This is a genomic window from Candidatus Similichlamydia epinepheli, from assembly GCF_003056015.1.
Genome location: NZ_PPEU01000117.1, coordinates 1 through 1,839 on the forward strand (window position 1 = coordinate 1; position 1,839 = coordinate 1,839).

The window sequence follows — 1,839 nt, forward strand, 5'->3', positions numbered from 1 at the left end:
AAATTCCCATCTGTGTAGTCATCTACTGCTGATTGTTCTATCGAGTCTTTATCGTGAATTGGACCACGAACTGTGCTTTTAGGAAAGAATCCAATTGGATCGTGTACTGGAAATGGTCCAGATTTCACGGGGCAACACTTCCCCCCGCCGAATTGTACTAAGTATGGCAATAGCCAAGTAGAAAGTAAAAGAGAGGCACTGAGGGCAAAAGCGAATTTGAATGCTTGCCGATGGTCAGACTGAAACACACACAACTCCTCGTTCGTTTCGAGGTCCAAACGAGTTTAGCATGGTCCGGGACAAGTACGCAATTTGACATGGAAAAAATGCGATTTTAATCAGTCAGACAACTATATTGAGGTTGTGAATTCGAATTAGATACACCTACAGAAGAAGTGTACATGCAGTACTGGAATTTGAAGTCAAAAGCGGATGGGTTGTATTTTCTTGCTAACGAAGGAAAGATCATTCAGTGAGCAGCAGTGGTCATTGTCCCTCGAAGTTTGACCGAATTTTGGTGAAAAGATTGGGGAGAAAATGAGGCTCGCGAACAAAAAAATAAGTCACTTCTTTCTTATGTTGGTGGCGTGTTTACCTTCTTGGGGAGAGTGGATCAGGAAGTTGCGGTCGTCTAAGACGATTGTAAATATTTATTCACCACCAGATGGTTCTCCAAATACATTTCGTAGGGTTTGTGATTTTTCTTTATGGGTTTTTCATTCTTGTAAGCTTTCATTATCTGAAAAGTTTTTGGGTAGAAAATCACTAGAAAAACGTTTTTTCAGAAAATTGAGAGATCGTTGTCAGGTTTTTTCTGTTCACCTTGATCAACCGATTGTTTCTTGGATTGGTCATTCAACTTTTTTTTTAAAAGTGTTTGGGATTACACTTTTGACGGATCCAATTTGGTCTTATAGAGCTGGGTTCTCTACTTGGCCTGGGTTGAGTCGTTCTTGTTCGCCATCTGTCAGTTTGGATCTTTTGGGTGGTGCAGATCTTGTATTGATTAGTCATAATCACCCGGACCATCTTGATATGAGAACTATTGCTCATCTTTCAAAAATTAGATCCAAATCTAAGTTGATTGTACCAAAAGGTGTTGGAGAATGTGTTGCTTCATTCGGACTGGATTGTATCGAACTTTCTTGGGGAGATTCTTGTCGTATTCCATTCCATGAACATGGTGCCATTTTGGATGTGACAAGTGTCCCTGCGATTCACAATTCTGGTAGAGGATTATTGGATAGAAATAAAACAATGTGGTGTGGATGGATATGCAATTTTCAAACAAAAAATAACGTAAAAAAAACACTTTATTACACTGGTGATACCGCTTTTTCTGAGGAACTTTTTGGATCTATTGGAAGGAGATTTGGAGAAATTGATCTTTCTCTAATACCTGTCGGAGCTTATCTTCCTCGTTCTTTATTGTGGAAAAATCATATTAGTCCTAAGGAGGCTGTGGCGATTCACAAGCTTGTTCTTTCAAAAAAAAGCGTTGGTTGCCACCATTCGACATTTCGTTTGAGTGACGTTATAGAAGAAGAGCGGTCTCTTTTGTCAGATTTAGAAAATGGTCTTATCATGTGCCAAGTTCCTTTTCATGAATTCATCTTATGCCCAGTTGGTTATTGGCTAAATTGGTGAAAGGTTTTGTAATCAAAAAAATTATCACTTTTTCTGATGTGTGGATTCGTGTTTTGATGATCTTTCTTCGAAAGCGGGTGACTGTTTTGTTATCGCGTTTGATTGGAAACAATCGTATAAAGTTGTTTCGTCTCTATGTTGTAAATAATGAGTGAAGGACAAGATTCAATATCTGGAAATGAGGGATTTAAA

The 1,839-nt window shown here is 38.7% G+C and carries 2 protein-coding genes; one reads left to right on the forward strand and one right to left on the reverse strand.

From position 1 onward, the window contains the following. The coding region (locus GCCT14_RS04690) for a hypothetical protein (protein WP_157952628.1) at window positions 1–248 on the reverse strand (248 nt) is incomplete at its 3' end. Window positions 249–537: 289 nt separating this feature from the next. Here GCCT14_RS04690 and GCCT14_RS04695 point away from each other — a divergent pair. Further along, window positions 538–1,647, forward strand: a complete 1,110-nt coding sequence (locus tag GCCT14_RS04695; RefSeq protein WP_108624424.1) for an MBL fold metallo-hydrolase — start codon at window positions 538–540, stop codon at window positions 1,645–1,647. Window positions 1,648–1,839: the final 192 nt, after the last annotated feature.